At 72.7% G+C, this 26,596-nt stretch carries 22 protein-coding genes; 7 read left to right on the top strand and 15 right to left on the bottom strand.

Features of this window, described 5'->3' with window-relative positions:
• Nucleotides 1-14 precede the first annotated feature (14 nt).
• From glgB to glgA, 5 genes are all read right to left on the bottom strand, one after another.
• Nucleotides 15-2,117 (bottom strand): 1,4-alpha-glucan branching protein GlgB, encoded by a 2,103-nt coding sequence (gene glgB, locus ABIH81_RS28540; protein WP_349877964.1) that lies wholly within the window; start codon nucleotides 2,115-2,117, stop codon nucleotides 15-17.
• Nucleotides 2,105-4,231: an alpha-1,4-glucan--maltose-1-phosphate maltosyltransferase gene (locus tag ABIH81_RS28535; RefSeq protein ID WP_349877963.1), complete on the bottom strand. Its 2,127-nt coding sequence runs from the start codon at nucleotides 4,229-4,231 to the stop codon at nucleotides 2,105-2,107. Before ABIH81_RS28535 ends, glgB begins: the two co-directional genes overlap by 13 nt.
• 181 nt (nucleotides 4,232-4,412) lie before the next feature.
• Complete coding sequence (locus ABIH81_RS28530) at nucleotides 4,413-5,141, bottom strand: class I SAM-dependent methyltransferase (RefSeq protein WP_349877962.1); 729 nt, start codon at nucleotides 5,139-5,141, stop codon at nucleotides 4,413-4,415.
• A 43-nt stretch (nucleotides 5,142-5,184) separates the two neighbouring features.
• The gene (locus ABIH81_RS28525) at nucleotides 5,185-5,739 is read right to left on the bottom strand and encodes a Uma2 family endonuclease (protein ID WP_349877961.1); all 555 of its coding nucleotides are present in this window, start codon (nucleotides 5,737-5,739) and stop codon (nucleotides 5,185-5,187) included.
• 133 nt (nucleotides 5,740-5,872) lie between these two features.
• On the bottom strand, nucleotides 5,873-7,084 hold the full coding sequence (gene glgA, locus ABIH81_RS28520) for a glycogen synthase (protein ID WP_349877960.1): 1,212 nt from the start codon (nucleotides 7,082-7,084) through the stop codon (nucleotides 5,873-5,875).
• Nucleotides 7,085-7,178: 94 nt separating this feature from the next.
• Between glgA and glgC the strand changes: the two genes are divergently transcribed.
• On the top strand, nucleotides 7,179-8,411 hold the full coding sequence (gene glgC / locus ABIH81_RS28515; protein WP_349877959.1) for a glucose-1-phosphate adenylyltransferase: 1,233 nt from the start codon (nucleotides 7,179-7,181) through the stop codon (nucleotides 8,409-8,411).
• 34 nt (nucleotides 8,412-8,445) lie between these two features.
• Nucleotides 8,446-10,089, top strand: a complete 1,644-nt coding sequence (pgm, locus tag ABIH81_RS28510) for a phosphoglucomutase (alpha-D-glucose-1,6-bisphosphate-dependent) (RefSeq protein WP_349877958.1) — start codon at nucleotides 8,446-8,448, stop codon at nucleotides 10,087-10,089.
• A 6-nt stretch (nucleotides 10,090-10,095) separates the two neighbouring features.
• Here the strand turns inward: pgm and ABIH81_RS28505 are convergent, their stop codons facing one another.
• Complete coding sequence (locus ABIH81_RS28505; protein ID WP_349877957.1) at nucleotides 10,096-11,025, bottom strand: NAD(+)/NADH kinase; 930 nt, start codon at nucleotides 11,023-11,025, stop codon at nucleotides 10,096-10,098.
• Nucleotides 11,026-11,174: 149 nt separating this feature from the next.
• Between ABIH81_RS28505 and ABIH81_RS28500 the strand changes: the two genes are divergently transcribed.
• Nucleotides 11,175-11,993 (top strand): GNAT family N-acetyltransferase, encoded by an 819-nt coding sequence (locus ABIH81_RS28500; RefSeq protein ID WP_349877956.1) that lies wholly within the window; start codon nucleotides 11,175-11,177, stop codon nucleotides 11,991-11,993.
• Entirely contained in the window at nucleotides 11,990-13,051 is a 1,062-nt protein-coding gene (locus ABIH81_RS28495; protein ID WP_349877955.1) for a DegT/DnrJ/EryC1/StrS family aminotransferase, read from the top strand. Before ABIH81_RS28500 ends, ABIH81_RS28495 begins: the two co-directional genes overlap by 4 nt.
• Before the next feature lie 41 nt (nucleotides 13,052-13,092).
• Here ABIH81_RS28495 and ABIH81_RS28490 read toward each other — a convergent pair whose 3' ends face one another.
• Both ABIH81_RS28490 and ABIH81_RS28485 read right to left on the bottom strand, forming a co-directional pair.
• On the bottom strand, nucleotides 13,093-13,734 hold the full coding sequence (locus ABIH81_RS28490) for a sugar transferase (protein ID WP_349877954.1): 642 nt from the start codon (nucleotides 13,732-13,734) through the stop codon (nucleotides 13,093-13,095).
• Nucleotides 13,731-15,017, bottom strand: coding sequence for a glycosyltransferase (locus tag ABIH81_RS28485; RefSeq protein WP_349877953.1), 1,287 nt, complete (start codon nucleotides 15,015-15,017; stop codon nucleotides 13,731-13,733). The genes ABIH81_RS28490 and ABIH81_RS28485 overlap by 4 nt, the downstream gene beginning before the upstream one ends.
• A gap of 138 nt (nucleotides 15,018-15,155) precedes the next feature.
• On the opposite strand from ABIH81_RS28485, the gene ABIH81_RS28480 reads away from it, so the two are divergent.
• Both ABIH81_RS28480 and ABIH81_RS28475 read left to right on the top strand, forming a co-directional pair.
• Nucleotides 15,156-16,121 carry an NAD-dependent epimerase/dehydratase family protein gene (locus tag ABIH81_RS28480; RefSeq protein WP_349877952.1) on the top strand — a complete coding sequence of 322 codons (966 nt, stop codon included), beginning with the start codon at nucleotides 15,156-15,158 and terminating at the stop codon, nucleotides 16,119-16,121.
• Nucleotides 16,122-16,142: 21 nt separating this feature from the next.
• On the top strand, nucleotides 16,143-17,114 hold the full coding sequence (locus ABIH81_RS28475) for an NAD-dependent epimerase/dehydratase family protein (RefSeq protein WP_349877951.1): 972 nt from the start codon (nucleotides 16,143-16,145) through the stop codon (nucleotides 17,112-17,114).
• Here the strand turns inward: ABIH81_RS28475 and ABIH81_RS28470 are convergent.
• The 7 genes from ABIH81_RS28470 to ABIH81_RS28440 form a co-directional block, all read right to left on the bottom strand.
• Nucleotides 17,068-18,360 carry a lipopolysaccharide biosynthesis protein gene (locus ABIH81_RS28470; RefSeq protein ID WP_349877950.1) on the bottom strand — a complete coding sequence of 431 codons (1,293 nt, stop codon included), beginning with the start codon at nucleotides 18,358-18,360 and terminating at the stop codon, nucleotides 17,068-17,070. The two genes, ABIH81_RS28475 and ABIH81_RS28470, sit on opposite strands and share 47 nt — an antisense overlap.
• Nucleotides 18,357-19,586 carry a glycosyltransferase gene (locus ABIH81_RS28465; RefSeq protein WP_349877949.1) on the bottom strand — a complete coding sequence of 410 codons (1,230 nt, stop codon included), beginning with the start codon at nucleotides 19,584-19,586 and terminating at the stop codon, nucleotides 18,357-18,359. The genes ABIH81_RS28470 and ABIH81_RS28465 overlap by 4 nt, the downstream gene beginning before the upstream one ends.
• A 29-nt stretch (nucleotides 19,587-19,615) precedes the next feature.
• Nucleotides 19,616-20,860: a glycosyltransferase family 4 protein gene (locus ABIH81_RS28460; protein WP_349877948.1), complete on the bottom strand. Its 1,245-nt coding sequence runs from the start codon at nucleotides 20,858-20,860 to the stop codon at nucleotides 19,616-19,618.
• Between the two features lie 8 nt (nucleotides 20,861-20,868).
• Nucleotides 20,869-22,116, bottom strand: coding sequence for an O-antigen polysaccharide polymerase Wzy (gene wzy, locus ABIH81_RS28455; RefSeq protein ID WP_349877947.1), 1,248 nt, complete (start codon nucleotides 22,114-22,116; stop codon nucleotides 20,869-20,871).
• A gap of 226 nt (nucleotides 22,117-22,342) precedes the next feature.
• Nucleotides 22,343-23,530 carry an aminotransferase class I/II-fold pyridoxal phosphate-dependent enzyme gene (locus ABIH81_RS28450; RefSeq protein ID WP_349877946.1) on the bottom strand — a complete coding sequence of 396 codons (1,188 nt, stop codon included), beginning with the start codon at nucleotides 23,528-23,530 and terminating at the stop codon, nucleotides 22,343-22,345.
• A gap of 176 nt (nucleotides 23,531-23,706) precedes the next feature.
• Nucleotides 23,707-24,795, bottom strand: coding sequence for a GNAT family N-acetyltransferase (locus tag ABIH81_RS28445; protein WP_349877945.1), 1,089 nt, complete (start codon nucleotides 24,793-24,795; stop codon nucleotides 23,707-23,709).
• Nucleotides 24,796-24,910: 115 nt separating this feature from the next.
• Nucleotides 24,911-25,342, bottom strand: coding sequence for a hypothetical protein (locus tag ABIH81_RS28440; protein WP_349877944.1), 432 nt, complete (start codon nucleotides 25,340-25,342; stop codon nucleotides 24,911-24,913).
• A gap of 155 nt (nucleotides 25,343-25,497) precedes the next feature.
• Between ABIH81_RS28440 and ABIH81_RS28435 the strand changes: the two genes are divergently transcribed.
• Nucleotides 25,498-26,508 (top strand): DUF389 domain-containing protein, encoded by a 1,011-nt coding sequence (locus ABIH81_RS28435; protein WP_349877943.1) that lies wholly within the window; start codon nucleotides 25,498-25,500, stop codon nucleotides 26,506-26,508.
• Nucleotides 26,509-26,596 lie beyond the last annotated feature (88 nt).

Below are 26,596 nucleotides of genomic sequence, written 5' to 3'. Positions count from 1 at the left end.
CGCCAACTTCATGATCAACGGGGGGTCAGCCAGAGGACGCCCAGCGGGGGGACGCGCAGGGAGACCGACGCCGGGAGACCGTGCCAGGGGATGTTCTCGGCGTGCACCTCGCCCAGGTTGCCCACGCCGGAACCGCCGTAGTGGTGCGCGTCGGTGTTCAGCGTCTCGGCCCACGTACCGGCCGCCGGCAGGCCGATCCGGTAGTCCTCCAGCGGTAGCGCGGAGAAGTTGGTCACGCAGACCAGGGTCCGGCCGTCCGGGGCGATCCGGATGAACGACACGGTGTTGTTGGCGACGTCGTCCCCGGCGATCCAGCGGAAGCCGGCCGGGTCGGTGTCCTGCGCCCAGAGCGCCGGGCTGGCCCGGTAGACCCGGTTCAGGTCGGCGACCAGCCGTTGCACGCCGGCGCGGGCCGGGTCGTGCGTGAGATACCAGTCGAGGCCGCGTTCCTCGCTCCACTCCCGGTCGTCGGCCAGCTCGCAGCCCATGAAGAGCAACTGCTTGCCCGGGTGCGCCCACATGTACGCCAGCAGCGCCCGCACGGTGGCCAGCCGCTGCCACGTGTCACCGGGCATCTTGCCGACGAGGGAACCCTTGCCGTGCACCACCTCGTCGTGGCTGATCGGCAGCACGTAGTTCTCGCTCCACGCGTACGCCAGCGAGAACGTGAGCTGATGGTGGTGGTGCTGCCGGTAGATCGGATCCTTCGAGGTGTAGAGCAGGGTGTCGTGCATCCAGCCCATGTTCCACTTGAACCCGAACCCGAGCCCGCCCTCGGAGGTCGGCTTCGTGACGCCGGGCCAGGCGGTGGACTCCTCGGCGATCATCAGCACGCCCGGGTGGTGCCGGTAGACGGTGGCGTTGACCTCCTGGAGGAACGAGATCGCCTCCAGGTTCTCCCGGCCGCCGTGCACGTTCGGCGCCCACTGCCCGTCCTGCCGCGAGTAGTCCAGGTAGAGCATCGAGGCGACCGCGTCCACGCGCAGCCCGTCGATGTGGAACTCGGCCAGCCAGTACAGCGCGTTGGCGACCAGGAAGTTGCGCACCTCGTTGCGGCCGAAGTCGAAGACGTACGTGCCCCAGTCGGGGTGCTCGCCGCGACGCGGGTCGGGGTGCTCGTACAGCGGGGTGCCGTCGAAACGGGCCAGGGCCCACTCGTCCTTGGGGAAGTGCGCCGGCACCCAGTCCAGGATCACGCCGATGCCCGCGGCGTGCAGCCGGTCCACCAGGTACCGGAAGTCGTCCGGGTCGCCGAACCGGGCGGTGGGCGCGTAGTAGCCGGTGACCTGGTAGCCCCACGAGCCGCCGAACGGGTGCTCCATCACCGGCAGGAACTCCACGTGGGTGAAGCCCATCTCCAGCACGTACGCGGTGAGCTGCTCGGCCAGCTCCCGGTAGCCGAGGCCGGGCCGCCAGGAGCCCAGGTGCACCTCGTACACGCTCATCGGCTCCTGGTGCGGCGCCTGCCGGGACCGGCGCGCGAGCCAGTCCGCGTCGCCCCACTCGTACCGTGACTCGTGCACCACCGACGCGGTGGCCGGCGGCACCTCGGTGCGCGCGGCCATCGGGTCGGCCTTGTCCCGCCACCGGCCGTCGGCGCCGAGGACGCGGTACTTGTATCGGCTGCCCACCGGCATGCCGGGCACGAAGATCTCCCACACGCCGCTGGACCCGAGCGACCGCATCGGCCACCCGTCGTCCGGCGCCCAGCCGGTCACGTCGCCGACGAGCCGCACGGCGCGGGCGTTGGGCGCCCAGACCGTGAACGCGACGCCCTCGTCGAAGACCCGCGCGCCGAGCGCCGACCAGAGCCGCTCGTGCCGGCCCTCGCCGATCAGGTGCAGGTCGAGTTCACCGAGCGTGGGCGGATAACGGTACGGGTCGTCGTGCGTCGTGCCGTCCACCTCGACCCGGTAGTCCAGCACCTCGCCGGGGAGCACCGCCTCGAAGACACCGGCGTCGTGCACCCGCTTCATCGGGTGCCGTTCGCCGTCGGCGAGCACCGCCACCTCGCCCGCGCCCCGGCGCAGCGTCCGGATCGTGGTGCTCCCGCCGGCCGGATGTGCACCGAGCACGGCGTGCGGGTCGTGTACCTCGCCGGTGATCAGCTGGTCCATCGGGCGTCGTCCTTGTCGGCCGGTACGGTCGGGGCGGTGCCGCCGGAGAGGTCGGCGGGTACGTCTTCCACTGTGAGGCCGGGCGCGGCCGGCTCCGGTGCGGCCGGTTGCGCCGGCTCGGGCGCGGCCGGCTGGGCCGGCTCGGGCGCGGCCGGGCGGCGCACGGTGAGCACGTGCGCCGGTTGCAGGTACGGGTCGAGGCGTACCGCGTTGCGCTGCCCCCAGTCGTACTCGGCGCCGGTCAGCTCGTCGCGCACGGTGAACCGCTCGTGCCAGTCCAGGCCGAGCGCCGGCATGTCGAGCGTGGTGTTGCCCCACTGCACCTCGCGGGAGTCGAACGAGCAGACCACGATCACCGTGTTGCCGGTCTGGAGGTCGTGCTTCGACCAGCAGAGCAGCGCCGGGTTGTCGATGTCGTGGAACCGCAGGTTGCGTAGCTGGTGCAGCGCGGGGTTGTCGCGGCGTACCCGGTTCAGCGTGGTGATGAACGGCGCCAGCGACCGGCCCTGCGCCAGCGCGGCGTCCCAGTCCCGGGGCCGCAGCTCGTACTTCTCGTTGTCCAGGTACTCCTCCGCGCCGGGGCGGGCCACGTGCTCGAACAGCTCGAACCCGGCGTACATGCCCCAGGAGGGGGAGAGCAGCGCGGCCAGCACCGCCCGGATCTTGAACATCGGCGGGCCGCCGTGCTGCAACGACGAGTGCAGGATGTCCGGCGTGTTGGGCCAGAAGTTCGGCCGCATCCAGTCGGCCGAGGCGACCAGCTCCTCGCAGTACTCCCGCATCTCGGCCGCCGTCGTGCGCCAGGTGAAATAGGTGTACGACTGGGTGAAGCCGATCTTGCCGAGCCCGTGCATGATCGCCGGCCGGGTGAACGCCTCGGCCAGGAACAGCACGTCCGGGTCGGCCTCCTTGACCTCGGCGATCAGCCAGTGCCAGAAGTCGAACGGCTTGGTGTGCGGGTTGTCCACCCGGAAGATCCGGATGCCCTCGCCGACCCAGTGCAGCACCACCCGCAGCACCTCGGCCCGGATGCCCTCCGGGTCGTTGTCGAAGTTCAGCGGGTAGATGTCCTGGTATTTCTTGGGCGGGTTCTCCGCGTACGCGATGCTGCCGTCGGCCCGGGTGGTGAACCACTCCGGGTGCTCGGTGACCCACGGGTGATCCGGCGCGCACTGCAGCGCGAGGTCCATCGCCACCTCCAGCCCCTGCTCCGCGGCGGCGGCGACGAAGTCGCGGAAGTCCTCCGGCGTACCCAGGTCGGGGTGGATGGCGTCGTGGCCGCCCTCGGCCGCGCCGATCGCCCACGGCGAGCCCACGTCGTCCGGCCCGGCGGTGAGCGCGTTGTTGCGGCCCTTGCGGTTGACCCGGCCGATCGGGTGGATCGGCGGCAGGTAGAGCACGTCGAAGCCCATCGCCGCGACACCCGGCAGCCGCTCCGTCGCGGTGGCGAACGTGCCGGAACGGGCGGGCGCGTCGACTGTGGCCGGGATCGCGCCCTCGGAGCGGGGGAAGAACTCGTACCAGGCGGAGAAGAGCGCCCGGGGCCGGTCCACCCACAGCGTGCGCTCGTCGCCGGTGGTGACCAGCTCGCGCACCGGGTGCTCCCAGAGCAGGTCGGCCAGATCCAGCGCCGGGCTCACCCGCCGCGGCAGGTCCAGGTCGTCGTCGGTCAGCGCCCGCACGGCTTCGCGTACGCGATCACGGTCGGCCCTCGGCACCAGGTCGAGCGCGGCGGTGAGCACCCGCGCGCCCTCGGCCAGGTCGTTCGCCAGCTCGGCCGCGCCCTGGCCGGCGGCGAGCTTCTTGGTGACCGCGTTCTGCCAGGTGAGGTACGGATCTCCGAACGCCTCAACGGCGAAGCGCCACAGGCCCACCGCGTCCGGGCGGATGGTGGCGTGCCAGCGGTCCTGGCCGGGCTCGCCGGGGCGCATCCGGGTGAACGGGCGCGCCGCGCCGTCCGGGCCGAGCCAGACCACGTTGCACCCGAGCGCGTCGTGGCCCTCGCGGTAGGCCCGCGCCGACACCGGTACGACCTCGCCGACCACCGCCTTGGCCGGGTAGCGACCGCAGGAGACGACGGGGGAGACGTCTTCGATCGGGAACCGTCCAGTCACCCGCTCAACCTACTGCGCGAGATCCTCTCGCGCTCGGCGACTTCACCTCAGCCGCCAACCCGCGCTCACGGGGGCGTCGAGGCCCGCGCCGATGAGGCACCCGTGCCGTTCCACTGAACGGGTGGCGGACTTCCGGCGGGCGGTCCCGGTGCCACGAACGACCCTGGCCCGTCGGCGACGTTCAGGTCGGCCGCTGGGCGACGAACACGAATTCCCGGCCCGGGCGGTCGGGTGCGTCGCGCACGTCGACCACCCGGAATCCGGTGGCGGCCAGGCTCGCCTCCACCTCGTCGCGGTCGCGGAACCGCAGCGTCGAGTCCGAGGTGAGGGTCACGCCGTCGGTGCGGAACCGGTAGGTGAAGCGGAAGGACACCAGCGGCGGGTCGACCGCGATGACCTCGAAGCGTCGCTCCACCGGCCCGACGCCCGGCACGTCCCGGGTCACCGGCGCGGTGTCCGCGGCCCACTCCTCCCACGCGCGCCGCTCGGGGCGGCGGGTCTCGAACACGAGGTGGCCGCCGGGACGCAGCGCGGCGTGCACGCCCCGCAGGGTCCGCGCCCAGTCGGTGTCGGACAGGAAGACCTGTGCCACGTTCCCGGTCATCGTGGCCAGGTCGGCGCGCAGCGGCGGCAGTGTCGCGGCGTCGCCGTGGACCCAGCGGACGCGGCCTTCGCGGTCCTTCGCCCGGGCGACGCCCAGCGACGCCTCGGCCGGGTCGACGCCGACGACCGTGTGGCCGTGCCGCGCGAGCAGGACCGCCAGGGAGCCGGTCCCGCAGCCCACGTCCAGCACCGTGCGTGCGCGCAGTTCACCGGCGATCGCGAGGTACGCGTCCAGGTCGTCCCGGTCACCGTCGAAAGCGTCGTAGACCGCCGCGAGGCGAGGATGAGCGAAGATCGCGTCCGGCATCCCGGGACCGTACCCGCCGCCGCCCGCGACCGGGCGTGTGTGGTCAGCCGAGGTCGTGCTCGACCGGGGTGGTGTTGAGGACCCAGGCGAGCGGCATCGTCGCCCGGACCCGGTAGTCCGCGCCGTCCAGGCGGTGCATCGTGACGGTCTGCGCCGCGTCCTGCTCGACGACCCAATACTGCGGGATGCCCGCCGCTGCGTACTCGCCGCGCTTGGTCACCGTGTCGATGCCCTCGGAGCCGGGCCAGACGATCTCGACCACGAGGAGCACGTCGCCGGGCGGCAGCCACACGGCGTCGGCCTGCGCCTTGCTCCACACCACGAGGTCGGGGATGCGTCCACCGACCCCGCCGTGCCGCCCCGGGATGCGCAGCCCGACCGCCTGGGCGACGTGATCCGCCGGCACGCCGCCCTGTGCGAGCCACACCATGAGCCGGGTCGCGATGATCGCATGGGCGTATCCCGGCGGCGGCATGATCGAGAGAACTCCCTCAGGGCTGATCTCGTATCGATGGTGCTCGTCCGCGGCCATCATCGCGGTCAGGTCGTCGAGCGACACGGTCGACGGCATGGATCTGCCCACCGCCTCCGCGCTCATGACGGAATCGTACCGGCCCGAGCGCGCCCGCGGCCGACACGAACGCGCCGGACGGTGTGCGGCGTGCCGCGGTCCGGGCGGGCTGTCTTCGCGGGCGGGCTGTTAAGAAGGGGCCCTTCCTCTACCGGAGGCGTTAAGAAGGTGCCCTTCCTTGCACCCCCACCGAGCGGTACACCTCGAGCGTCTGCCGGGCGATCGCGTCCCAGGAGAAGTGCTCCACCGCCCGCCGCCGCCCCGCCGCGCCGAACGCCGCGATCCGGTCCGGGTCGGCCAGCAGCTCGTTGATCCGCGCGGCCAGGTCGGCCACGAAACGCTCCGGGTCCAGCGGGGTGCCCGAGCCGTCACCGGCCTGCTCGATCGGCACCAGCAGCCCGGTCTCGCCGTCTGCCACCACCTCCGGGATGCCGCCCGTGGCGGTCGCCACCACGGCGGTCTCGCAGGCCATCGCCTCCAGGTTGACGATGCCCATCGGCTCGTAGACGGACGGGCAGACGAAGACCGTGGCGTGGGTGAGCACCTGGATCACCTCGTGCTTGGGCAGCATCGCCGCCACCCAGATCACCCCGGACCGGGTGGCCCGCAGGTCCGCCACGAGACGCTCCACCTCGGCGGCGATCTCCGGGGTGTCCGGCGCGCCGGCGAGCAGCACGAGCTGGGTGTCGGCGGGGAGTTCCCGGGCCGCGCGCAGCAGGTACGGCAGGCCCTTCTGCCGGGTGATCCGCCCGACGTAGACCACGCTGGGCCGGGCCGGGTCGATGCCGAGCCGGTCGAGCACGTCGGTGTCCGGGTCCGGGGCGTACTGCGCGGTGTCGATGCCGTTGTAGACCACGCGTACCCGGTCGGGGTTCACCGCCGGGTACGCGGTGAGCACGTCGCGCCGCATGCCCTCGCTCACCGCGATGATCGCGTCGGCCGCCTCGAAGGCGGTCCGCTCGCACCAGGAGGAGAGCGCGTACCCGCCGCCGAGCTGCTCGGCCTTCCACGGGCGCAGCGGCTCCAGGCTGTGCGCGGTCACCACGTGCGGCACCCCGTGCAGCAGCTTCGCGGTGTGCCCGGCCAGGTTGGCGTACCAGGTGTGGCTGTGCACCACGTCGGTGCCGGCGGTCCCGGCGGCCATCTCCAGGTCGACGCCCATGACCCGCAGCGCGGCGTTCGCGCCGGCGAGCGGGGCCGGTTCGGCGTACGCGGTGACGCCCGGGGAGTCGCGGGGCGCGCCGAAGCAGTGCACCCGCACGTCGGCGAGCCGGCGCAGCTCGCGGGCGAGGTATTCCACGTGCACCCCGGCGCCGCCGTACACCTCCGGCGGGTACTCGCGGGTGAGCAGGTCGACGCGCATCGGTGCCATGCCCGCACCCTAGTGCAGAGCGCCATCTCGCACCCGGTGCGCAAGTGTGGGCGTCCGAGTGGTGAAGTCGGTTCGAGGTGGTTAGCGTCTGAGCATGGCTGCCAAGGTGCTCGCGATCGTCCTGGCCGGCGGGGAGGGCAAGCGCCTGATGCCCCTGACCACCGACCGGGCGAAGCCCGCCGTCCCCTTCGGCGGGATGTACCGCATGGTCGACTTCGTCCTGTCCAACCTGGCGAACGCCGGCTTCCTCAAGATCGTCGTGCTGACCCAGTACAAGTCCCACTCGCTGGACCGCCACATCACCAAGACCTGGCGGATGTCGACGCTGCTCGGCAACTACGTCACGCCGGTGCCCGCGCAGCAGCGCCGCGGCCCGTGGTGGTTCGCCGGCTCGGCCGACGCGATCTACCAGAGCTTCAACCTGATCAACGACGAACAGCCCGACTACGTGATCGTCTTCGGCGCCGACCACATCTACCGGATGGACCCCCGGCAGATGGTCGACGACCACATCGCCTCCGGCGCCGGTGTGACGGTGGCCGGCATCCGGCAACCGCTGTCGACGGCCGACCAGTTCGGCGTGATCGAGGTCGGCGAGGACGGCAAGCGCATCCGCGCGTTCCGGGAGAAGCCCACCGACGCGGTCGGGCTGCCCGACGCGCCGGACGAGATCTACGCCTCGATGGGCAACTACGTGTTCACCACCAAGGCGCTGTGCGAGGTGGTCGAGCGCGACGCGGCGGACAAGACGAGCAAGCACGACATGGGCGGCAGCATCATCCCGATGCTCGTCGAGCGCGGCGAGGCGAACGTCTACGACTTCAAGGACAACGAGGTGCCCGGCAGCACGGACCGCGACCGCGGCTACTGGCGGGACGTGGGGACGCTCGACTCGTTCTACGACGCGCACATGGACCTGATCAACGTGCACCCGGTGTTCAACCTCTACAACTTCGAGTGGCCGATCTACACCGAGCAGCCGCCGTACCCGCCGGCCAAGTTCGTGCACGCCTGGGGCGAGCGGGTGGGCCGCGCGGTCAGCTCGATGGTCTCGCCCGGATCGGTGATCTCCGGCTCGCTGGTGGAGAACTCGATCGTGGCGCCGAAGGTGAAGGTGCACTCGTGGGCGCACGTCGACGGCGCCGTGCTGATGGAGGGTGTCCAGATCGGCCGCCACGCGGTCGTCCGGCGCGCGATCCTGGACAAGAACGTCCACGTCCCGGAGGGCGCCGAGATCGGCGTCGACCTGGAGAAGGACCGCCAGCGCTACACCGTGTCCGACAACGGCATCGTCGTCATCGGCAAGGGCCAGCGCGTCGAGCCCTGAGCAGTCCCACCGCATCACCGAGGAGGATCCCGCAGTGGCCCACCCCCGTGCCGGAAAGCCCGCCCAGCCCGCCGACCTGGTCGACGTGCCCCGGCTGGTCACCGCCTACTACGCCGAGCACCCGGACCCGGACGACCCGGCGCAGCAGGTCTCCTTCGGCACCTCCGGGCACCGCGGGTCCAGCCTGGGCAACGCCTTCAACTCCGACCACATCCTCGCCGTCACCCAGGCGCTCTGCGACTACCGGCGCGAGCAGGGACTCGACGGCCCGCTGTTCCTCGGCCGGGACACCCACGCGCTGTCCGCGCCCGCCGAGGCCGACGCGCTGGAGGTGCTCGCCGCCAACGACGTCACAGTGCTGCGCGACAGCCGCGACGGCTACACCCCGACCCCCGCCGTCTCGCACGCCATCCTCACCCACAACCGGGGGCGCACCAGCGGCCTCGCCGACGGCATCGTGATCACCCCGTCGCACAACCCGCCGTCCGACGGCGGGTTCAAGTACAACCCCACCCACGGCGGGCCCGCCGACACCGACGCCACGAAGTGGATCCAGGACCGCGCGAACGCCATCCTCGCCGCCGGGCTCAAGGAGGTGAAACGCATCCCGTACGCGCGGGCGCGCGCCGCCGCCACCACCGGGGAGTACGACTTCCTCGCCCGGTACGTCGACGACCTGCCCGCCGCGCTGGACATCGACGCGATCCGCGACGCCGGGGTGCGCATCGGCGCCGACCCGATGGGCGGGGCGAGCGTGGCGTACTGGGGCGAGATCGCCGACCGGCACCGCCTCGACCTGACCGTGATCAACCCGCTCGTGGACCCGACGTGGCGGTTCATGACGCTCGACGGCGACGGCAAGATCCGGATGGACTGCTCCTCGCCGAACGCGATGGCCTCCCTGATCGCCGCCCGGGACGACTACGCGGTCTCCACCGGCAACGACGCCGACGCCGACCGGCACGGCATCGTCACGCCCGACGGCGGACTGATGAACCCCAACCACTACCTGGCTGTGGCGATCGGCCACCTGTTCCGTACCCGGGAGCAGTGGGGCCCGGCCGCGGCGGTGGGCAAGACGCTCGTCTCCTCCTCGATGATCGACCGGGTCGCGGCCGACCTCGGCCGCCCGCTGCTGGAGGTGCCGGTCGGGTTCAAGTGGTTCGTGCCCGGCCTGCTCGACGGCACCGTCGGCTTCGGCGGGGAGGAGAGCGCCGGCGCGTCGTTCCTGCGCCGCGACGGCGGCACCTGGACCACCGACAAGGACGGCATCCTGCTCTGCCTGCTCGCCGCCGAGATCATCGCCACCACCGGGCGTACGCCCAGTGAGCACTGGGCCGAGCTGGCCGACCGCTTCGGCGCGCCCGCGTACGCCCGGATCGACGCCCCGGCCACCCGGGAGCAGAAGGCCGTGCTCGGCAAGCTCTCCCCGGAGCAGGTCACCGCCACCGAGCTGGCCGGTGAGCCGATCACCGCGATCCTCACCACCGCCCCCGGTAACGGCGCACCGATCGGCGGCCTCAAGGTCACCACCGAGTCCGGCTGGTTCGCCGCCCGCCCGTCCGGCACCGAGGACGTATACAAGATCTACGCCGAGTCGTTCCAAGGACCGGAGCATCTGGCCCGGATCCAGGAGGAGGCGAAGGCGCTGGTCGACGGCGTGCTCGCCACCGCCTGACCCGGCTCAGCGGGGCGGGGGCAGCTCCCGGCGGTTGAGCTGCTCCCGCAACCCGTCCGGCAACAGCTCGCGTAACTGGTCCGGCAGCAGCGGCAGGTCCAGCAGGCTCAGCTTGAGCTGGTTGCGCTCCTGGTAGCGGCGCGGGTCGAGGCGGACCACCCGGCCGGCGTCCTTGACGTACCGGATGTGCACCGAACCCTCGGTCGCCGCCTGCCGGATCAGCAGCCCGTCCATCTCCACCGCCACCGGCGCCGAGTCCGCGCGCAGCTCCAGGTGCACCGTCTCGTGCGCGGAGAGCAGCACCGAGCGGGAGATCCCGGCCATCGGCGCGGACGGTGTCACCACCATCGCCTCCGTGGCCGGTGAGATCAGCGGCCCGCCGGCGGCATAGCTGTACGCGGTCGAGCCGGTCGGCGTGCTCACCACGAGCGCGTCGCACCGGTAGTAGCCGTACCGCTGGCCGTCCACCGCCAGGGTGGCCGTGACGAAGCCGGCGCCGGGCTGCCGGACCAGGGCGATGTCGTTGAACGCCACCACGTCGTCGCCGCAGACGTCGCAGGCCAGGCAGGCGTGCGACTCGATGGTGAAGTCGTGCTCCACCAGCCGTTCCAGCGCCCGGGGCAGGTCCCGCGGTTCCACCTCGACCAGGAAGCCGAGCCGGCCCAGGTGCACGCCGAGCACCGGCTTCGGGTCGCGGACGGCCAGCCGCAGCGCGCCCAGCATGGTGCCGTCGCCGCCGATGCTGATCAGCGCGTCGCAACGGTCGGCCAGCTCGTCCGCGGCGACCGCCTCCACCGAGGCCGGTACGCGCGCCCGGTCCTCGGCGCGTACCGCGAGGGTGATCCGGTGCCGGGCGGCCCAGTCCGCGATGATCCGCACCACCTCGGAGACGTCCCGGGTGGGGTGCAGCACCAGCCCCAGCACATCGCCCGCCACCGCTACAGCTCACCACACCGGGACCGGACCGGGCCCGGACCGGGCAGCGATGATCCGAAATCCCCCTTTGGGGTGGTAGCGGCCAGTATGGTGTGAACATGCCGGTCCCGTATGGCGCTCAATCGGTCGTCCCTGTCCCGGGCGTCGCAGTGGCGTCCCGCACGGACGTCGCAGCCGGGGTCCGGGTCCGCCCGGCCGCGGTCGCGGATGCGGACTGGCTGGCGGAGGTCAGCCGGGCGTCGTTCGCGCGGCATCTGCACGACTACCTGACCTCGGCCCAGCCTGGCGTCGGCCGGTTCTGGGAGGTCGTGCTCGCACACCCGGAGTCGTTCCCCGGCCGGTGCTTCCTGGTGGCCGAGGACGAGAACGGCCGGCGGCTGGGCTTCGCCGACCTGACCCGGGTCGAGCCGGGCATGGCGCACCTGTCCTACATCTGCGTGGTGGAGGCCGCCCGCGGCCGGGGCGTCGCCCGGGAGCTGCTGCGCGCGTACGCCCGCGCCCACCCCGGCCTCCGGTCGATGCGGCTGGACGTGTTCGCCGACAACGCACCGGCCCGCGCGCTCTACGACCGGCTCGGGTTCGCGGGCGACGCCACGACCACGTGGTGGGTCGCCGACCTCGCGCTCGGCGGGGTCGTGCCCGCCGCCGACGTCCGGTTCGAAGGGCTGCACACCGCCCGGGCCTGGCTCGACACGTACGGCTTCGGTGAACTCACCGTCGTCGCCGGGGACGCCACCCACGTGCTGGGGCGGCCGAGCGTGCGGGTGCTGCGGTGCTTCGACCCGGCGACGCTGCGACGGCCGGCGGTGGTCGCCGCCGTGGTCCGGGCCTTCCCCGGCATCGACCGCGTCCTGGTCATGACGCCCGGCGAGGACGCGCCGCCCAGCGCGGTCGGCCCCCTCCGGGCCGTCAACCGCTCACTCAGGATGTCCACCTCCGAGATCCGCGCCAGACTGGAGCTTCCGTGACGCAGACGATCCCCAAGACCGCCGCCGACCCGGGCGCCTTCCGGACGCCGAGCCTGTTCTACCGGGCGGCCCGGGAGGGCATGCGCGACCTGCTCGCCCAGCCCGAGGTCTGGCGCGGCGAGCGGCACGAGATCCTGCTGCCCTCGTTCATCGGATGGTCCGCCAACGAGGGCAGCGGCGTCTTCGACCCGGTGACCGAACTCGGGCTCGACCCCGGCTTCTACGACCTGACCGAGGACCTCGCGGTGGACGTGTCCTCGCTGGAGGCGCGGCTCGCGGAGCGCCCCTACGACGTGGTGGTGGTCATCCACTACTTCGGCCGCACCGAGCGGGCGATCGGCCGTATCCGTGAGCTGACCGACCGGTACGGCGCGCTGCTGCTCGAAGACCTCGCGCACGCGTGGTTCACCCACGCGCTCGGCGGGCCGGCCGGCCGCACCGGCGACGTCTCGCTCTATTCCCTGCACAAGATGCTGCCGATGCCCGGCGCGCGCGGCGGGATGATCACCTACCGCGACCCGGGCCGGCTCACCGGTCAGCGGGAGACCGAGCCGGACCTGTCCCGGCACGTGCTCGACCACGACACGCTGGGCATCGCCGCGCGGCGGCAGGAGAACTTCCGCGCGCTCACCGCGCTGCTGCGCGGCCTGCCCGAACTCGGCGTCTCGTTCGAGCTGATGTGGCCCGACCTGGCGCCCGACGACGCCCCGCAGACGCTGCCGGTGCGGATCCCCGGCCCCGGGCGGGAGAACCGCGACCATGTCTACGCCGAGATGAACCGGGAGGGCTTCGGCATGGTCAGCCTCTACCACACGCTCATCGAGCAGTTGCGGGATCACCCGCCGATGGCACGGCTGTCCCGGCAGATCATCAACTTTCCCGTACACCAGGACGTGGCGCCGGCCGACTACCCGGCGCTGGTCGCGAGCTTCCGGCGGGCGTTGGACACGCTCCCCGAGCGCGGCGCGTTCGCGCCGGCCGGGCGTCCGGCGGCGCCGGTCCAGGGCAGCGGCGCCTCGGTGCCGCGGACGTCCGGCGTCCCCACCGGCTCCGCCTGAACGGCGTCGGTGCCCGCCCGGCTCGGGCGGGCACCGACGGCTCAGCGGACGCCGGTGAGGCGCCGTTCCTGGTCGAGGTCGAGCATCTGCGCCGACGGGTCGACCGCCACGCCGGAGGCGCGCAGGACCTTGCCCGCCGTCCGCGCGAGGATGCGCAGGTCGAGCCAGAGGGACCACTCGAGAACGTAGCGGACGTCGAGTTCCAGGCGCTCGGTCCAGGCCAGGTCGTTGCGGCCGTTGACCTGCGCGAGACCGGTGATGCCCGGCCGCACCTCGAAACGCTTGCGCTCCCGGTCGGTGTACCAGGGGTCGTAGCGCAGCAGCAGCGGCCGGGGACCGACCAGGCTGAGGTCGCCGCGGAGCACGTTGACCATCTGCGGCAGCTCGTCGATGCTCAGCCGCCGCAGCGTCCGGCCGACGCCCCGGCAGCGGACCCCGTCGGGCAGCAGCCGGCCCTCCGCGTCACGGTCGTCCGACATCGTCCTGAGCTTGAGGACCCGGATACGGCGCTCGTACCGGCCGGTGCGCTCCTGCCGGAAGAAGACCGGGCTGCCGAACTGGGCCAGCACGAGCAGCGCGGCGACCGCCACCACCGGCGCGGTCACCACGAGCACGACGAACGCCACCGTGATGTCGATCAGTCGCTTGAGCCGCAGCTCGATCGACCGCCGCGCGGGGCTCACCGGGAGTGCGCCTTCCCGGCGGCCGGCGGCGCGTACTCACCGGGTGGTCCGCCGACGCCGGCGGCGTGCTCGATGACCTCGGCCATCCGCACCGCGGAGATCCGGTTGTCGAAGTGCCGGTGCGACCGCTCGCGGGCGCGTACGCCGCGCTCGGCGAGCCGCCCGGACCGGAACTCCGTGTACGCGTGCTCGATGGCCTGCGCCAGGGCGGCCGGGTCGTCCCGGGGGACCACCCACCCGCAGCTCTCGTCCACCGTCTCCGGTAGCCCGCCGGCGTCACTGACGATGCTGGGTACGTCCAGCAGCGCCGCCTCGGGCGGCGCGCCGTGCCCCTCGCTCAGCGACGGGCTGACGCTGAGGTCGGCCGCCCGGTAGTAGGGCCGCACGTCGTCGGCGGTGTCGATCCAGCGGACGGAGTGGTCGTCCGTGACCCCGAACCGGCGGATCAGCTCCTGCCGGTGCTCCTCGCCGGCCTGGTCCGAGCCGCCCCCGACGAGCATCAGCACCGCCTCGGGGTGCCGGGACCGGATCTCCTGCCACGCCGCGAGCAGGACGTCGTGGCCCTTGAACGCGCGGTCCCGGTGCGCGGCGAGCTTCCGCGGGGGATAGACGTACGCCACCATGATCACGACGAACTGGTCCGGGCCCAGCCCGAGATCCGCCCGGCACTTCGCCCGGGCCTCCGCCCGCGTCGCCGCCGTGTCGTCCGGCAGGTCGGCGGTCGCCCAGGCCAGGTTGAGCCCGCTGGTCACGGCCGGCCGGCGCGACGCCGGCACGCCCAACTCGCCGTAGAGGCGGGAGGTGTAGCGGGTGCCGCAGATGATGGTGCGGTCCAGGCGCCAGAGGAGCCGCTCGACGATCCGGACCGCCCGCGACTCCAGGAACGCGGGGCCGGCGACGAACTGCACCCGGGCCAGGGGCAGGCCGACGGTCGCGAGCCGCGCGCCCAGCGTGGCCGCGTACAGGTGGTGGTAGAGCACCTGGGGCCGCAGGCGGCGGACGAGGCGGCGCAGCCGCCACAGCTCGGACAGCGTGGTGAGGCTGGGCCGGAAGCGGAACGAGAACGGTGACGCCACCGTCCGGATCCCGGCCTCGGCCAGGCGGGCGTTCAGCCGCCCGCCGGGCGGGCAGATCACCACCACATCGTGGCCGCGATCCCGCAGGGCGCACGCCTGCGGGATGGTCCAGAGCCCGCCGTAGTTCGTCTTGACGATGACGGCGACGCGCAGTGACCGGCGCCCGGGCGGGTCGCCGGCCGCGCCGGACCGGGGATCGTGCCTCACGTGGTTCGCCTCCAACCGTCGGCGCGACGTCGTTCGCCGCTCCACCCAGGGCAACGAGCTTTGTGGTGTTTAGTAACCAACGCCGGATTCTCTCGTTGGCTCCTGCGGAGAGAGCACCGGCGAGCGGTAGGAGCGCACGTGAGAGTCGTCGTCACGGGAGGCGCCGGTTTCATCGGTTCCAACCTGGTGCGGGCCCTGTCGGAAACGGGCCGGGTCGCCGAGATCGTCGTCGTCGACGACCTCTCCACCGGCTCGGTGGAGAACCTGCGCGGGCTGCCGGTGGAGGTGCTGATCGGCACCGTCCTGGACCCCGCGCTGCTCGACCGCGCGATGAGCGGCGCGTCGAGCGTGGTCCACCTCGGCGCCCTCGGCTCGGTGCCCCGCTCCATCGACGACCCGCTGCGCAGCCACCACGCGAACGCCACCGGCACCCTGACGGTCCTCGACGCCGCCCACCGCAACGGCGTCCCGCAGTGCGTGCTGGCCTCCTCGTCCTCGGTGTACGGCGCCAACCCCGTGCTGCCGCGCCAGGAGGGCCTGCGGCCCATGCCGGTCAGCCCGTACGCGGTGTCGAAGCTGGCCACCGAGGCGTACGGCATCGCGTTCGCCAACTGCTACGGCATGGCGGTCCTGCCGTTCCGCTTCTTCAACGTCTTCGGCCCGAGGCAGGCGGCGAACCACGTGTACGCCGCAGTGGTCCCGCGGTTCGTCACCGCAGCCCTGGAGAACCGGCCGTTGCAGGTGCACGGCGACGGGCGGCAGTCCCGGGACTTCACCTACGTGGGCAGCGTGACCTCGGTGATCGTGGACGCCGTCCTGCGGCAGGTGGCGTCCCCGGACGTGGTGAACCTCGCGTTCGGCGCGCGCATCTCCCTGCTCGAACTCATCGCCGAACTGGAGAACGTGCTGGGCCGGCCGTTGGACGTCGTGCACGTGCCGGCCCGGCCCGGTGACGTCCGCGAGTCCCAGGCCGACCACACCCGGCTGCGCGAGCTGTTCCCGACCGCGTCGCCGACCCCCTTCGCCGAAGGGCTGCGGGCTACGGTCGAGTGGTTCCGGTCGCTTCGGGTCGACGAGCCCGTCGGGTCCGGCACGTCCGGCTGATCCCGACCCGATCGGAGCCTCATGGCCAGGATCCTGCTGTTCGGCGCGTCCGGCTTCCTCGGCCGAGCGGTCGAGGCGGTCCTCGCGGAGCACTTCACTGTCGTCGCGCCCAGCCGCCGGGAGTGCGACCTGGTCGCGATGGACCGGTCGCGGTTGACCGCGTTCCTGCGCCGGGCACGACCCGACGCGGTGGTCAACTGCGCCGGCCGGATCGCCGGGACGAGCGCGCAGTTCGTCGAGTCGCACACTCTGATCACCGCCAAGCTGATCGACTGCGTGGCCGAGGTCTCGCCGGGTGTGCGGCTGGTCCGGATCGGCTCGGCGGCCGAGTACGGGGTCGTTCCGCACGGCGCGGTCGCGGCGGAGGCCGATCCGGCCCGGCCGGTGAGCGATTACGGCATCAGTCAGCTGGCCGCGACCGACCTCGTGCGGCTGGCCGCCGCCAGTGGCCGGGTCGACGCGGTGGTGCTGCGGGTCTTCAACCCCGTCGGGCCCGGCTCGACCAGTGGCAACGTGCTGGGGCGGGCCGCCGAGCTGCTCCAGGTTGCGCTCGCACGGGGGGACCGGCGGATCGAGCTGGGGCTCAACGACTCCTACCGCGACTTCGTCGACGTCCGGGACGTGGCCGAGGCGGTGCTGGCGGTGCTCAACGCCGGACGGCTGCCAGGGTCGATCTACAACGTGGGCAGTGGACAGGCGGTCGCCACCCGAGAGGCGGTCGAGATGCTGGCGCGCCATGCCGGGTTCACCGGACGCTTCGTCGACGGGCTCCGCTCGCCGACCGCGGACCGGTCCGCGGCGGTGCCGTGGATGTGCGCCGACATCAGCCGGATCGCCGACGCCCTCGGCTGGTCCCCGAGATTCCCGCTGGGCGAGTCCCTGGCCGCGCTGTGGGCCGCCTGCTCCCACGTCACGGCCGGCTCCGGGCCCCCCAACGACGTGGCGATCAGCGCGCGTCCGGCACCAGTTCCGCCGTCGGCGCCGGTGCGGTGAGAGGTGCCGCCATGCGGGCCCGCCGGTTGAGCCGTACGCGCAGGACGACCAGGACGACGATGGAGAGCAGCGCATACAGCGCGATCGAGGCGGTCGCCGCGCCCATCGTTCCCCAGCGGGAGATGGCGAGGCCGTAGCAGGCGACCGACGCTACGGCGGCGAGCAGACCGACCCCGGCCGCCTGTTTCGTGCCCCCGGTGCCGAGCAGGGCCCGGCTGGCGATGCCGAACGGCGCCAAGCACAACTCGGCGAGCAGCAGCGGCACGATCAACGGGCGGGCGGACCCGAACTCCGCGCCGAAGACCGGCACCACAAGCAGCCAGCCGCCGGCCGCGATGACGGCGCCGCTGACGAGCGTCGCCAGCAGCGTGTAGCCGATCGCGCGGACCGGCCAGGGATCGCCGTCGCGCTGCGCGGCCTGCCGCTGCGACAACTGTCCGATGGCGGCCGGAAGGAGGCCGACCACACTGCTGAGCGTCGCGGCCAGCGCGTAGATGCCCACCGCGCCGGGACCGACGAGGACACCGAGCAGGTAGCGGTCGGCCCGCTGGAGGAAGCTCGTCCCGAGGGAGAACCCCAGAGACGGCGCGCCCATCCGGATCAGCCCGGTGACGTCCCGCCGCCGAGCCCGGGCGAACCTCGCCAGCCCTTGGCCGCGTACCAGCGTCCACTGCGTCACCGCCACCGCGAGCAGCGCGGTGGCCTGGCACATCAGGAGGAGCCACACCTGAGCCGAGACGGCGACCGCGATGGCGATCCCGATCAGGCCGGCGGTGGTGGCGGCGATGTTCCACACCGCGCCCCGGCGGAAGTCCCCGTCCGCGAACCGGAGATCGGTGAGCTGGTCGAGCGCGATGTTGGCGGCACCGCCGAGCGCGACCGCGGCGAGCAGCCGAACGTCGGTCAGCGCGGGGCCGAGCAGCGGCGCGGATAGACGGACCGCGGCGGCCGCGGCCACTCCGGTGCAGACCGCGGCCACCACTGTCATCCAGCAGTACGCGGAGAGCAGTTCGTCGCGGCGGTGCCGCGAGGCGGCCTGCGGCAGCTGCGCACGCATGGCGGTGCCGCAGCCCAGGCGGCCGACCAGCATCACCACGCCGGCGACCGTGAGGACCAACACCATGACGCCGCGATCGGCCGGCCCCAACGCCAGGGTCGCGAGGACGGCGACGCCGCTGCTGCTCAGCGCGGCGACGCCGTTGGCGCCGGTCAGCAGGACGATCGTGCCCAGATGGCGGTGGCTCATCCGGTGGGCACCGTCGGCCGGTCTGCCCCGCCGTGCCGCGCCACGGTGTTCCGGCCGTAGATGGCCAGATGCTGCTCGACCGACCGTTCCATGGTGAAGACGCTGTCCCGGAAGGCCGCCAGCGCCCGCTGGCCGCCTCTCGGCCGTCCTGGCACGAGGCCCAGGCGGTGTACGGCGTCCGCCCACCGTTCGGCGTCGGCCTCGACCGGGACCAGGGCGACACCGGCGAGCTGGTCGTCGATGAACCGTGCGCCGGGCAGGTCGGACGCGACCACCGGGGTGCCGACGGCCCGGGCCTCCAGGACGGTGCCGGGCAGACCTTCGAGCGCGGAGGGCTGCAGCAGGAGATCGGCCTGGGCCAGGAACTCGCCGACGTCCGCCCGCGGACCCACCAGGTGCATCCGGTCGAGCACGTCGTGCCGGGCGGCGGCCTGCCGGACGGCGTCGTCGTCGCGGTCGTCGTGCGGGCCCACGAAGACGGCCCGGCAGCTGATCCCGCGCTCGCGCAACGCGGCGACGATCGACGGCACCATCGACCGTCGTTTGAGCCGGTGCGGGCGGCCGATCACCACGCAGACGAGATCGTCCGGGGCGGCGCCGATCTCGTCGCGGAGCCGCAGCGTCGACCGGCGGTGCAGGCGGCCCAGGTCGAGACCGTTGGGCAGCACCCGGCACCGCGGGTCGGTCTCCCACGAGGGCCGGTAACACGAGGTCAGAGCGCCGGGGGCGACGCCGAGCACGTCCGTCGCGCAGAGGTGGATCAGCCGCACCATCACGCCCCGCTGCAACCGGCGGCGCAGGCTGTCCGGATGTCCGTCGCGGTCGGACCGGAAGTGCGCGATCCGGATCGGCACCCGCGCCAGCGCGGCGAGGAGCAGCACGAAACCGGAGAACGTCGCGACGTCCGAGTGCACGGCGTGCGGACGGATCTCCCGAAGCAGCCGGTAGAAGCGGACCGGGAACCGGCGGTCCAGCCGGATCGGGTGGATCCGTGAGCCCAGGCGCTCCACCTCCTCGCCGCGCGCTCCCTTGACGCCGCTGAGCGTGACGAAGGACGTACGCACCCCCGACGCCGCGAGCCGGGGCAGCAGTTCGATGGTGCGCTGCTCGGCGCCGCCGATGTCGAACGCGCCGAGAACCCTTACCACCCGGATCTCCGGAGACCGGTGCGCCGGTGCGCCGGGCGCGCTCGTCGTCGCCGGCTCGCTGTGGCTCGCGCTGGACATCGTCTCTCCCGTGTCGGGCCGGCCGGTCCTCATACCGGGCGGTTCTCCTGTCGGACGGACTCCACGGCGGGGGCGGCGGACTGCGGCAGCGGACGGTGCTCCGCCATCAGGTCCCGGGCCGCCCGGTAGAACTCGCTGCGCCGCGGCGTCAGCCGGTCCGCGGCGAACTCGCGGGCGACCGCGAGGTTGCGACGCGAGGCGGCCGCCATGGCGTCGGGGTCCGCGAGGGTACGGCGGATGGCGTTGGCCAGGCCGTCCGGGTCGTCCGGAGCGACCAGCATCTCCGGTGGCAGTAGTTCGGGTATACCGCCGACGCGGGAGCCGATGGCCGGCAGCCCTCGGGCCATCGCCTCGATCAGGGCCCGGGGCAGGCCCTCGGTCCGGGACGGCATGACGAACAGGTCCGCGGCGTCGAGCTGCCGGCGCAGCGCCTCGACATCGGTGATCAGGCCGGCGAACGTGACCCGCTCGCGGACCCGGAGCCGGGCGGCCAGATCCTCCAGCACCGGCTGGCAGCGCCCGGGACCGATGTGCACGTGCCGTACCGACGGGGCCGAGGACCGCAGCAGCGAGATCGCCTCGATGAGCGTGTCGATGCCCTTGTAGAGCTGTTCCAGGGAACCGACCGACACGAGGGTCACCGGCCCGGCCGGCGGCCGGGGTGGGCGGGGCTCCCGCACGAAGGCCGCCGGCGGCAGGTTCACCGAGCTGAGGCCGATGGACAGCGCCCCCGGCCGGGTGGGATACCGCTCCTGAAGCGAGCGCTTCGTCTCGTAGGACACGGCCACGGCGGAACGGCACTGACGCTGGAGGTTGCGGGTGCTCCACACCCGCAGGAACGGGCGCAGCGGATGCTCGATCACCCCGGGGGCGAAGACCGCGTACGGGTCGCCGATGACCTCCATGGCGTAGGCGAGACCGCGTCGGGTGATGTGCCGGTGCATCAGCGTGGCGATCGACGACGGCGCCCGCAGCAGCACCGCCTCCGCGTTCGCGGCGATCCGGCGGACAGCCCGGTCGATTCGGGGCAGGCGTCGCAGGAACTCCTGCGGCCCGAGGTAGTGGGGGAGGGGCGCAACGGTCACCCCGTCGCCGTCGACCCGGACCGCGTTCGGCGGGATCTCCGGTACGTCCCGCGCCCGGGCCACCACCCGTACCTCGTCGAAGGCAGTCAGGTATCGCGCCCAGAGTGCGTAGCCGGTGCCGAAGTCCACCCAGAATCGGTTGTCCGGAGTGCGGACGTACCGGCACTCCTCGGTGATGGTGAGCCTCACGCGATGTCCTATCGGTCTGCGGGAGCCAGGTGGCCTTGCGGGACGCGCACCTGGGGGCGCGCGGTCGGCTGGACGGAGCGGCCCTTCAACGAGCCGAGCCAGATGACGGCGTAGAAGGCGACGCCGTGCAGGAGAGTGGCGAGAACGCTGGCGCTCTCCCCGCGGAACCCGTACATCCAGCTGATCGTGTAGAGGATGCTCGCGTAGGCGTAGACATGGCCCCGGGCGGCGCGGAAGAAGAGCAGCCGGTGCCCGAGGGTCAGCGCGGCGAAGACGACGGGCACGCCGAGGTACCCGAAGTTGACGTACGCCTCCGCGGTCAGCGAGAAGCCGAAACCCGACGACGAGCCCGGCAGCCAGGCGTCGACCAGCCAGGACATGAGCATCGGCCGTTCCGGGACCAGCGCCGACGGCATCGCGGTGAGGAAACCGTTGAGATAGCTCTCGCCGGGCCACAGATGCAGGCCGTCGGCCGCGTGCGTCAGGACGAAGGTGTCCACGAAGAGGGTCGAGCCCTCGTTGAGGATCTTGCTGAGGTTCAGCGCGTCCCCGCTGCGAACGGCGCTGAGATAGGTGGCGGCCAGGACGAACGCGACGCCGGCGATGCCGAACTTCGGCGAGATCCGTCGCCGTTGCAGCAACAGGACGTGCAGCACCACGGCGAAGAGGACGAAGAGGAAGTCCCGCTCGTTGGTGGCCAGGCAGTAGAGCACGTAGAGGCTGAGGTTCACCCAGTAGGCGACCCGGGCCGGGCGCACCGCCCGGGCCAGGAAGTAGATCGAGCAGGCGCACATCTGGACGACCAGATAGCGGGTGTGCAGCGGACCGGCCAGCTCGATCCGTCCGAATTTGTCCGCGGCCAGCATCGCCGGGCCCCGGGTTACCAGGATGGCGAGGGTGTAGGCCGCCAGCGCGTAGAGCACCACCGGAAGCACCGGGTTCTCGCGCGGTATCCGGCCGAGCGCGGTCAGGTCCGGCAGCCGGTCCCGGATGGGCATGAGTAGACCGACGAGCGCCACACCGCCGAGCGCCAGCAGCAGCACGAGGCAGGCGGCCGGGATCTTGTCGGTGACGATGCCGATGTAGATCTCGTTGCCGAGGGCGTAGTTGATCGCCGGTCCCAGGCCGAAGAAGGCGAGATAGGCGAAGACATAGGGCAGGAGATCGGTGCGACCGGACCGGAGGAACAGGGCCAGCAGCATCGCCAGGCTTGCCGCGAGGGTCAGCCATACCGCGGTGGTGGTGCTCAGCTCCACGGAGACTCCAAATCGGTATACGGACCTTCCGGGCGGGGAGCGGCCGGGGGCGAAGGCGCATTTCGCTCCCTATGCGTGCCGGCTACATTCAAATGTCTAGCAGGAAAGGTCTCTCGCAGGCGGCGATTACGTTTATCGCATTGACTCGGGCGGCGCCGTAACCGGCTCGCGCGTCAATCGTTCCACAACGCATTCGAATCACTTTCGGATGCGATTCTCCGGCCGGTCAGCGTGCGGCGAGGAATTCGTCGAGCGCGCCGAAGATCCGGTCCGCGTCCGCCCCGACCAGGGTCGACCCGCTGGGCAGCGAGACGCCGGTGGCGAAGAGACGATCCGCCGCGCCGGTCAGCGCCGCCTCGTGCCCGAGATGGGCGGGCTGCCGGTGCATGGGCTTGAACATCGGACGCGTCTCGATGTCGTGCCGGGCGAGGTACGCGGCCAGCTCGTCGGCCCGCCATCCGGCCCGGGCGGGGTCGACGACGAGCGTGGTGAGCCAGCAGTTCGACCCGGGGTCGCCGTCGCCGAGGATCCGGGTGCCGGGAACCGCGGCGAAGAACTTGGCGTACCGCTCCCGTATCGCCCGGCGACGCTCGATCATGCCGCTCAGCCGCCGTAGCTGCGCCCGCCCGAGCGCGGCGAGCAGATTGCTGAGCCGGTAGTTGTAGCCGACCTGCCGGTGCTCGTAGTGCGCGACCGGCTCCCTGGCCTGCGTCGCCAGGTGACGAGCCCGGTCGATCAGCTCGCCGTCGTCGGAGACGAGCATCCCGCCGCTCGAGGTTGTCATGACCTTGTTGCCGTTGAACGAGAAGACGCCCAGCCGGCCGAACGTGCCCGCGTTGCGGCCGTGCCAGGACGCGCCGAGCGCCTGTGCGGAGTCCTCGACCAGCGGGACGTCGAAGTCCGCGCAGACGGGCAGGATGCGGTCGTAGTCCGCGCAGCCGCCGTTCAGGTCGACCGTCATCACGGCCGCGACGCGGCGGCCCTGCTCTCGCAGTCGGCGCAACAGCGGCGGCAGCAGGTCGGGGTCGAGGTGCCCGGTGGCGGCGTCACAGTCCACGAAGACCGGCTCGGCCCCGGTGTACCTCACTACGTTGGCGGTCGCCACGAACGTCATGGTGGGCACCACCACGACGGAGCCGGGCCCGGCTCCGATCACCTTCAGCGCCAGGTGCAGGGCGGCGGTCCCGGAGCTCACGCCGACGGCGTGGCCGCTGCCCACCCGATCCGCCAGCTCGCGTTCGAACGCGGCCAGGTCGGGCCCGTCCGGCGCGACCCAGCCCGAACGGACCGCCGCCAGGATGGACGCCTCCTCGGCCGGACCGACGTCCGGCGGGGAGAGATAGATCCGTCTGGGGACACTCGTGCCGTCCTGCTGATGGGCGGGTCGAGCCATCAGTGAGTAGTCCTGTGCCACGGTGCTGGTCTCCGATGGAAGTGTGGGTGTCACCCGGCGACGCGCAGGGAAGCGGGACGGACGCGCGGACCTGATCGTCGCGCCGCTGCGACCTGGTCCGTCGAGTCGGGACCGACTGGTTCAACGCGCCGACCGCTGCGGCCGTTACGGTGTGCCGACCGACTGCGGTCGACGCCTCACGGCCCGGCGGGCTCGGGCAGCGGGCACCGGTATTCGGGGAAGTAGTCCGAGGACGCGGACCAGGCCGGATCCCGCCGGGATCCCTCCTGCCGGTGCGCCGCCGACAGCCGCCGGTACGCCGGCTCGTCGAGCACCCGCGTGCCGAGGTGGAACGGGACCAGACCGTTCGGGGCGAAGGCGCGCTTGTACCGGAAGATGCCGTCGTCGGGGGCGTACCCGCCGCCCAGAACGAAGCGGGTCCGTCCCTGGGCGCGTCCCCACCGGCAGATCTCGAACTTGAGCAGATCGTTGGGCCGAAGGTCGAACGCCTCCTCGTCGGTGCCGCCGAGGTACGAGTACAGGCTGAGCGCGGAGACCAGCACCAACTCGGTCGAGACGACGCGCCCCTCGTGCACGGCGTGGAAGAAGGCGAACTGGCCGGGTAGCTCGTCGACGACCCGCTCGAAGAACTCGCGGGGGAAGTAGTAGCCGCTCGCCGCGGCGCGCCGGTCCATCGTGCGTTCGTAGATGCCCAGGAAGTCGTCGAGCCGCCCGCCGTCGAGATCGACCACGACCGTGACGCCGTTGCGGCGGGCCTTGTTGACGTTCTTGCGGACCTTGTGGTCGAACTCGCGCCACATCTCCTCTTCGCCGGTGCGCAGGTCGCGGACCACGTTCACCAGCTTCTGCCGGACCGGTCCCGGCGGGGGCAGCCGGCCCTCGTCGAAGAGCGTGAGCCGGGTGACCTCGGAGACCACGTGACGCGACCCGCACCAGGCGTCGAACGCCTCCCAGAACTCCTTCGCGTCGAGTTCCGTCGCGCCCTCGGCGAAGGCGCCTCCGTAGCCGTACGCGTTGACGACGTCCCGGTACTGCCGCCCGGGCTCGGCGAGGTGCGGCGCGTCGACCGGGCGGAGCAGGAGCGGGTACAGCACGAAGCCGTGCTCGGTCCGGGCGTACGCGGCCAGCGGCTCGTCCCGCGGTCCGGCGAACAGCCGGAGGTAGGCCGGGTGGGCGAAGACCTCCCGCCGGTCCCAGTCCCGGTGCAGAGCGCGCCAGCGCTCGTCGTCGGCCGGTCTGCGGGCGTCCAGGATCTCCAGTCGCATCTGCGCGCTCCCCCGTCGCCTGGAACCGGCCGCCCCGATGGCGGCCGGCCATGCGTCGTCCGTTCTGGGTAACGAGGATCGGCCGGGACGGTGTCGACAGGTGGCCGGGCGGGGGTCAGGGCCAGTCGTCGCCCGCTTCGAGGCGCGCGCTGAGCAGCGCCGACAGCGGAAGGGACTCCCCGTCGCGCCCGCCGCGGCCGATGACGAGTGACGGCGCGGACGGCTCGGGCCGGGCGCCGAGCAGCCGGGCGCGCAGCCCGGCCGGCACGGTCAGCAGGTAGTACCGGCCCTCGGTGTCCACCGCCCGGCTCCGTGCCCGGTCCACGTACCAGCCGACCAACGGGGTCCGGTAGCGGCCCCGTCCGCTGTAGGGCGTGGCCACGAGCCGCTCGGTGCGCAGGCCCCGCCGGGCGGCGTCGGCCGCGAACCGGGCGACCATCTCCGCGGCCTCGGCCTGATCCGCGGCGCGCTGCCGGGCGTCGGCCTCGGCGTGCGCCCGCACCGCGTGGCGTCGCCGCTCCCGCCACCGCTCGTCTTCGGCACCCACGACCGCGAGGGTACGCCCACAGCCGCGCCCGCCCGACCCGACCGCTTCCGGGCCGGGCGGGGGAGGCGTGCCGGGCCGTCGAGCGACCACCTGCCGCCCCGGCGCGGATCGTCTAGAGTGCTGACGTCCGTCGCGCCCATCGAGGAGCCTGGTTCGTGCTGCACATCCGGGTGATCGCACCAGCGGACCGCTCGTCCGACATCGCCGACCTGCTGGCCGCGGACCCCGGCGTGACCCACCTCGTGGTGTTGCCGGGCGCGGCCCGTCAGCCGGCCGGCGACTACATCACCTGCGACGTGGTCCGGGAGAGCGCCGACGGTGTCCTGCGCCGGTTGCGGGAGATGGGCGTCGAGGGGCGCGGGGGGATCGCCGCCGACGACGTCGAGCTGACCCTCTCGGCCGCCGCGGACCGGGCCGCCGAGGCGGCCCCGGGCCACGGTGACGACGCCCTGATCTGGGACGAGGTCGCCGCGAAGACGGGCGAGCAGACGGTGCTCACCGGCATCTTCCTGGCGCTGATCGTCGTCGCCACGATGATCGCCGGCATCGGGGTGCTGCTCGACCAGCCCATCCTCATCGTCGGCGCGATGGTCGTCGGTCCGGAGTTCGGCCCGCTCGCGGCGCTCTGCGTGGCGCTGCTGCGAGGCAAGGGGGGTGTCGCCGTCCGGTCGGTGCAGGCGCTCGTCGTCGGCTTCGTGGCGGCGATGCTCGCCACGGTGGTCAGCACCCGGGCGCTGGACGCGGCCGGTCTGGTGAGCCGGGAGATGCTGCTGGCCGAGCGGCCGTTGACGGACTTCATCTGGCGCCCGGACGCCCTGTCGTGGGTGGTCGGCCTGCTCGCCGGCATCGCCGGCATGCTGTCGCTGACCTCGAAGAAGTCCGGCTCGCTGGTCGGCGTCCTGATCTCGGTGACGACAGTGCCGGCGGCCGCGAACGTGGCGGTCGCCGCCGCGTACGGCGTCTGGCACGAGGCGGCCGGTTCCGCGCTCCAGCTGGTCGTCAACCTGGCCGCCATCGTGCTGGCCGGTCTGCTCACGCTGCTGGTCCAGCGCTCCTGGTGGCGGCGCGTGGCGCGGCGGGCCGGGCGGCCGGTGCCCCGGCAGCGCGCCGAACGTGACCCGGCGTCCGCCCGGAGCGACCGCCGCCCGCGCCGCGACGCCGGGTGAGACGGATCGGCCCGGGGCGCGTGCCGCCCGGGCCGATCCACCGTCCGGCGGCAGCCTGTCGCGCTGACTCGTTCGTGACGTCGGCCCG

The organism is Micromonospora sp. HUAS YX12, assembly GCF_040215685.1.
Classification (GTDB): Bacteria; Actinomycetota; Actinomycetes; order Mycobacteriales; family Micromonosporaceae; genus Micromonospora; species Micromonospora tulbaghiae.
This window is presented reverse-complemented; position numbering and strand designations above follow the sequence as displayed.

Excerpts from the sequence above, each read along its gene's own strand:
- ABIH81_RS28465 (WP_349877949.1), bottom strand. The coding sequence starts at position 19,586 with ATGTCCAGCGCGAGCCACAGCGAGCCGGCGACGACGAGCGCGCCCGGC.
- ABIH81_RS28445 (WP_349877945.1), bottom strand. The coding sequence starts at position 24,795 with ATGCGACTGGAGATCCTGGACGCCCGCAGACCGGCCGACGACGAGCGC.
- ABIH81_RS28530 (WP_349877962.1), bottom strand. The coding sequence starts at position 5,141 with ATGCCGGACGCGATCTTCGCTCATCCTCGCCTCGCGGCGGTCTACGAC.
- glgC (WP_349877959.1), top strand. The coding sequence starts at position 7,179 with ATGGCTGCCAAGGTGCTCGCGATCGTCCTGGCCGGCGGGGAGGGCAAG.
- ABIH81_RS28470 (WP_349877950.1), bottom strand. The coding sequence starts at position 18,360 with ATGAGCCACCGCCATCTGGGCACGATCGTCCTGCTGACCGGCGCCAAC.
- glgA (WP_349877960.1), bottom strand. The coding sequence starts at position 7,084 with ATGGCACCGATGCGCGTCGACCTGCTCACCCGCGAGTACCCGCCGGAG.
- glgB (WP_349877964.1), bottom strand. The coding sequence starts at position 2,117 with ATGGACCAGCTGATCACCGGCGAGGTACACGACCCGCACGCCGTGCTC.
- ABIH81_RS28475 (WP_349877951.1), top strand. The coding sequence starts at position 16,143 with ATGGCCAGGATCCTGCTGTTCGGCGCGTCCGGCTTCCTCGGCCGAGCG.
- ABIH81_RS28525 (WP_349877961.1), bottom strand. The coding sequence starts at position 5,739 with ATGAGCGCGGAGGCGGTGGGCAGATCCATGCCGTCGACCGTGTCGCTC.